Raw genomic sequence first — 6,285 nt, forward strand, 5'->3', positions numbered from 1 at the left:
GACCGGTCTGCAGGATTGTCCGCACGTGTGGGTCGTCGGCGACAAGCTGGTCTGTGACGCCGGCAAGGCTATGCGCCAATTGCCGGGTTGCTTCCGCGGACTGAACTTGCCCGTCGAGCAGCGGCGCGCTGTCCTCGATCAGAGAGCGGATTCGTCCGGCGACACCCCGAGTCTCGTGCGATATCTTGGCCGAGGAGTCGAGTAGCGACCCCAGGTCAAATCCGGCGTCGTTGAGGCCCTGGGAAGATTCGTCGATCAAGGCAGCGAGCTTGTCTTTGGGCACACTGCCCAGCAGCGCGCTCACTCGATCGAGCATCGGCCCGACCGGTTGTGGAATCGAGGTGTGTGCGACGTCGATCACCGCGCCGTCGTGCAGGTAAGGGGGCGACGCTGTGCGTGGCCGGAGGTCGACGTACTGCTCTCCGATCGCGGAAACACTGCGTACCTGTGCGGTTAGCTCAGCGGGAATTTTTGGCGTCGTGGCCAACGAAAGTGTCGCTGTGGCACCAGTTCGCGTCAGTTTCAGGCCAGTGACTTTGCCGACCTCCACCCCACGGTATGTGACGTTGGCGAGGCGATAGAGGCCGCCGGTGTCGGCGAGTTGCATGGTGACGGTGATGCGACCCAACCCGAGCATGGTGGGGACCTGGAGGTATTTGACCACCATCGTGGTTAGAGCGGCCACGGAGGCGATCATGAAGATTGCCAACTGGATTCGAACGAATCGTGTCAACATCAGTGTGGCCCGTCCGGTGGCGCGCCGGGCGGCGGCGAGTCGCTCCCATCGGGCGGCTCGGGCGCTGCTGACTCCGGCGTTGCGGGAGCAGGCGCTAGCGGTGCCGTCAGGGGGTTATGGGTGTAGAAGGCGTCGTAACCTGGGTCTCCCGGTGCGGGGACGAGGAGTGCGTGTTCGTTTCCCCATCGTGTGCCCGAAAGCAGGGTTCGCTTTAGCCGCGGAAGGGTTAAATCCATGACGGCGAACAGGTTCATGTAGTCGCCGCGAACGCCGCGGTCGATCAGGTTTTGCCCGAACGGCATCACCGGTAGGAATGCGAGCGCCGTGTCGATCTCTGGACCGACGTCAGCAAGCGCGCGCACCGTGGGGGCCAGGTTTTGGAGATCGGCGACGAGGTCGGCTTGACTGTCCTTGACCAATCGTGAGGTGGTATCACTGAAAATCCGCATCTTGTCTAGGGCGTCGATGAGCCTTGGTCGCTCTGCGATGAGGACATCTAGTGCCGGCGGAATCTCGTTGAGCGCTTCGGTAATCACGCCGCGCTGGTCGGCCAAAGTGCCAGACAGGCGGTCAACAGCCGATATTGCTTCGACGACAGCCGAGCGTTGGCGGTCGAACACTCCGACGAATTTGTCGAGGCGGGTGAGCAGGTCGCGGGCCTGCGATTCTCGACCGTCCAGCCCCAGATTGAAGTTGTGGATGATTTCACCGATCTGGCCCAGGCCCCCTGAATTAACCAATGCTGACAGCGTTGACAAAGTCCGTTCTGTTGATGGGTAGACAGAGGACCTGCTCAACGAAATCGTTGCACCGGATACGAGTCTCCCTCTGGGGGATTGTCCTAGTGGTGGGTCCAGGGACAAATGCATCGAACCCAACAGGCTCGTTTGCCCAACGCGGGCTATGACATTGGCGGGAACAACGACATTCGGTTCCACGGAAATTTCCACATCGGCATGCCCGTTGTCGACCGTCATCTTGGCGATGCTGCCGACCGCGACGTCGTTCATCATCACGGGCGAATTCGGTTCCAAAGTACCGACGTTGGCGACTTCCACGTGGTAGACGTGCGCGTGATGCCCGCGCCCGACGGCGCCAGGGAGTGGCAGTGAGTTGAGACCTTGAAACCCGCATCCTGCGGTGGCAAGTGCGACACAGCAGCCCGCCGTGGCGCCGCGTACGGTGGCTGTCAGATTCACGGTCCCTGCCCTGTTGAGGGTAGGTCGGTGGGCGCGATGTCTACTGGCGGGTTCGGAACGGGCGGAACCGCCGGCGGACTTTGCTTGGGTGCATATTGTGGTGGGACTAATAGGTCAGACAGGTCTTTTCGTGCCGGCTCCGGGGGAGGTAACGGCGGACCGTATCCCGGCGGGGGCGGTGTGTCTCCGGCGCCGGTGTAGGCCGATATAGCCGGTGGGCTGCTTGGCAATTGCGGTTTGGGGCCGGCACCCCCCGGCGCCAGATCCGGCTCGGTGTAGAGCAGATCCTCGGGAGGCGGGACAGAGGTCAGCACGGGGTTCACCGGGAAAGGGAGGTAATTGAAGCTGGCCTGATTCAGTGCAGGCCCAAGGTACTCAGCGCATAATTTCGCCGTTTCAGGAGCGGTCGCGTTCTCGATCGCTCCGATCATGCCGCAGAAGAACTGTGTCGGGTTACTGAAGTTGGAGAAGGTGAAGATTCCCGTCGCCCCTCCATCTCGTGGGTCGAACATGTTCAGTGTGTTGGCCACCGCGGTGGGTGCTACGTGGAGAATCTGCTCGAGGTCCTTCTGGTGCTCGACGATATTTTGGGTCACATCTGCCAACAGTTGGATTTGATCAGCCACTTGCCCTCGCGTGCCATGAACAAACCGCTGCACCTCGCCGACGACGTCGGAAACGTTTTTCAATGCAGCGTCCAAGTCGGCTCTGCTGCCGTCGAGGACGCTGCTGAGTGTGGCCAGCCGGCCCTGGAATTGCACGATCTGGTCGGTGCTGTCGCGAAGCGCCGCTATGAATGTCTGGAGATTCTTGATGACCTCGACGATGTTTCCGCTGCCGTCGGCGAGGATGCGCCCAATCCCGGAGAGCTGGTTGAGCGTCTCGCGCAGCTTGCTTCCATTACCGGCCATGGCGTCAGCCGCGCTGTTAACGAACCTCGCTGTCGAAGTGTCCGAAACACCGCCTCTCGGTCCGAGTTGCTCCGCTAACCGCGTCAGCTGGGTTTTGACCTCATCCCATTCGACCGGCACGGCCGTTCTTTCAACGGGAATTGTTGCGCCACTGGGCATCTCAGGACCATGCCCCCGGTAGGCGGGCGCCAGCTGGACGTATCGTGCGGAGACGAGATTTGGAGCGACGATCACCGCTTTGGCATCGGCGGGAATGCGCACCGAGTGATCCACCAACAGTGTCATCTGCGTCTGCGTGCCTCGGGGTTCAATCGATTTGACGGTCCCCACTTTTACCCCGGCGACTCTGACGTGGTCACCGGGGTATATCGCCGTGGTAGTCACGAAGTCGGCGATGATCGTCTTCGGCGCGAAGCAAGTGGCATTGATGATTACCACCGTTCCGCCCAGCACTCCTGCGCACAACGCGAAGATGGTTACGAGACGAACACGGTGCATTGTAATCATCGCGGGCCCTGCGGAATCCCGTTGTAAGGGAACGGAACCTCGGCCCTTGGCCCCGGGTTACCCGGAGGTATCCCTGGAGTGGTCCCTCTTCTGAACCGGAAGTAGTAGTCGAAAAAGGGCTGCAGCATGGACCCCTGGGTAAGGTTGGGGATGTAACCTACGTAGTAGGGGCCGTTGGCCACGAGTTCGCTGAGGCCGCTTTCAAACTTGGCCAGCCCCGGCAGGGCCTTAGCAAGGTTATCGCGGTTCTTCTGCAAAACTTTCGTGACCGAGTTGAGTTTTTCCAGCATGGGTGACAACTGCTTTTCGTTTTCTGCGATCAGTCCCGAGATGTGCTGGGCCAAAGCGGAAGTGTCCGCTAGCAGCCGCACGATGGCGGCCCGACGTTGCACCAAAACGCCGGTCAAATCGTTGGCGTTGAGGAGCAATGAATTCACTTGTTGGCTGCGCTCCGACAAGATTCCGGTCACCGCCGAGGTGTGTTTAAGAAGCTCTTTGACCGTTTCATTTCGGCTGTTGACCGACCGTGACAACCGTGACAGGCCATCAAAGGTCGGTCCCAGTTGGGGGGCAATTTGATCGATGGTGGCGCTGAGGACGTCGAGGGCTTGATTCAATGATTGGGTGTCTGTGTTGGACGCATTGGCCGTGAGGTCGCTGACTGCGTCAGTTAGCGAATACGGTGAAGAGGTGCGGCTTGCTGGGATGCACTCGAGCGGTCGCATGGTGCGAAGTCCCATCGGGTCCAGCGTCAACATCCGCTGCCCGAGCATTGTGGCGGTGCGGATGTGCGCGGTTGTCTCCGATCCGAGCGGAATCGAACTCTTGATGGCGAACGTCACCACTGCATCGCCGTCACGCAGTGACACGTCTGCCACGGCTCCGACCTTCACGCCGGAGACCTTCACAGCGTTGCCTGCCTCCAATCCCGCCGCCTCGGTAAACACCGCCTGGTATCGCACAGTGGTCGCCCTTGCCAGCAACTGCTGGGGCTGCAACCCGACCGCGATGATGAGCACGACGAGAACTCCACCGATGAACCCGGAGCGAATCAGCTTTCTTCCGCGATACTTGTTCATGGGTTTTCAGCGCACCTGCCCGTTTCTTGGGTGATCCACGGGAAGACTGCGGTGCGACCTTGCAGGTCGCTCACCCGCACCGTAACGCCGCAAAGGTAGTAGTTGAAGAAACTGCCGTAAGATCCCATCCGCGCCAGCTTGCGGTAGTCCTCCGGGAGCTTTTGCAGCACACCGTCGATGCGGTCCTTGCCCGCATCGAGGGATGGCGCGAGGCGGTTGAGTTGGCCCACGGTCGCGGCGAGGGGCGGTCGAGCACCCGCCAGCAGACTCACCAGTGACGTAGTGCCTTTGCTCAGGGAATCAATCGCTCCTCCGATGGAATCGCGATGGGCTGATAACTCGCCGATGAGACGATGAAGTCTATCGACGGTTCCCGCGAACTTGTTGCCGTCGGCTGCCACGGTTTTCATGGCCGCATTGAGGTTGTCAATGAGCTGCTGGAGGATTTGCCCGTTGTCGGCCAATGCATTGGTAAACGACGAAGTTTGCGAGAGCAGCGACTCCATGGTCCCGCCCTGGCCTTGCATAATCTGAACGAGAGAAGTGGTCAGCCGGTTGACGTCTTGCGGATTCAGACCCTGGACGACGGGCTTGAGTCCGTTGAGCAACACATCGAGATCGAGCGCCGGCATAGTGTGGTCCAGCTGGATTCGTGACCCAGGTGGCATGAACTGCGTCGAGCCGGGGCCGTCGATTATCTCGAGATAGCGATCGCCGACGAGGTTAAGGTAACGCACGGCCGCACGAGCACCGATCGTCAACTTGACCGTCCGGTCGGCGTTGAAGTCAACGACCACTTTGTGATCCGGCTGCAGCGCAACAGCTTCGACGGTGCCGACGCGAATTCCTGCGATCCTGACCGAATCTCCAGAGCGCAGGTCTGACGCCTCCAGAAATAGTGCTGAGTACGACGCGGTGGAGCCGCCTCGATAATCCCCGAAGACGGCGAATAGGCCTGCGGTGAGGGCCAGCATGACCGTTATGAATGCACCGAATTTCAGCAATGTGCCGCGCAAACTGGTCATCCCGGCATCCCGATCTGCGCCGAATTGCGAGGTGGACCGTCAAGTCGGCGCCCTAGCAAGAGTTCAGCGAGTGCTGCCGTGTTGAGGTGGATACCCTCGTTGCCGTACTTCCACGGATTCGTACCCACGTCGGCCACCACGTAGGGTGGGCGGGTCTCGAAGGGGACTTGCGGCAGCCCCACACAGTGCGGCCCCCCGGTGGCGGCAACTTTCGGCAGATCGGACGGATACCGGTAGCGGTCTGCACCCCACTGAAAACTGGCCATTACCTCGGCACCGGGAACTCTCGACGGCGGCAGTTTGGCCATTGGTATGGCACCGGCCAGTGCGCAGTTGAGTGCCTGGTTGTATTGGTTGGTGAGCCCGGTGATGGGGTTGAGCAGGTGTAGCACATCGGTCAGCGCCTGCCGATTGGTCCCCACGACATCGTGCCCGATGTCGCCGAGGCCGATGACGGCGACTAGGAAGGCATCGACGTCGCGTTGGCGCTGCACCACGGTGCGGCTGAGTGAGCTGACGTTCCGTGTGGTTCTGAGCAGGTCCGGTGCGGCGTCAGCGTATGCGTTGACCACCGTAGGCGCATCATCGATGTCGTGACTCAACTTATCTAGACCCGGCTCGATTTCGGTCAGAGCAGCATCGAGATCGCTGATCATCTCGCCCATCTTCTGACCTCGGCCACTGATGCCGGTTGCGATCGCCGTCAATGTCTGGTTCAACTTCTCAGGCGGGACCGCCGACAGGACCGAACTAAGTTGCTCAAACACTGTGTTGATCTCAACGGTGACGTGTTCACTGCTGATCACTTGTCCAGCCTTTATCGGCTCA

Annotated in this window: 6 protein-coding genes; all 6 read right to left on the reverse strand. The window is 60.6% G+C overall.

All coding sequences use genetic code 11. The features are described from left to right. Positions 1 to 736 (reverse strand): MCE family protein (locus tag A5709_RS12000; protein WP_156768026.1); only part of this gene is annotated, 736 nt, incomplete at its 3' end. Continuing rightward, a complete protein-coding gene (locus A5709_RS12005; protein ID WP_068011572.1) occupies positions 736 to 1,929 on the reverse strand; it encodes an MCE family protein in 1,194 nt (397 codons plus the stop codon). The genes A5709_RS12005 and A5709_RS12000, both read right to left, overlap by 1 nt. A gap of 2 nt (positions 1,930 to 1,931) precedes the next feature. Then, the gene (locus A5709_RS12010) at positions 1,932 to 3,344 is read right to left on the reverse strand and encodes an MCE family protein (protein WP_082953465.1); all 1,413 of its coding nucleotides are present in this window, start codon (positions 3,342 to 3,344) and stop codon (positions 1,932 to 1,934) included. A gap of 5 nt (positions 3,345 to 3,349) precedes the next feature. Continuing rightward, a complete protein-coding gene (locus A5709_RS12015) occupies positions 3,350 to 4,432 on the reverse strand; it encodes an MCE family protein (protein ID WP_068120043.1) in 1,083 nt (360 codons plus the stop codon). Continuing rightward, positions 4,429 to 5,457 (reverse strand): MCE family protein, encoded by a 1,029-nt coding sequence (locus A5709_RS12020; RefSeq protein WP_068011554.1) that lies wholly within the window; start codon positions 5,455 to 5,457, stop codon positions 4,429 to 4,431. The genes A5709_RS12015 and A5709_RS12020 overlap by 4 nt, the downstream gene beginning before the upstream one ends. Then, positions 5,454 to 6,285: MCE family protein (locus A5709_RS12025; protein ID WP_156673348.1), on the reverse strand; the 832-nt coding region annotated here is incomplete at its 5' end. The genes A5709_RS12020 and A5709_RS12025, both read right to left, overlap by 4 nt.

The sequence above is a fragment of the Mycobacterium sp. E1386 genome (genome assembly GCF_001672745.1).
Taxonomy (GTDB): Bacteria; Actinomycetota; Actinomycetes; order Mycobacteriales; family Mycobacteriaceae; genus Mycobacterium.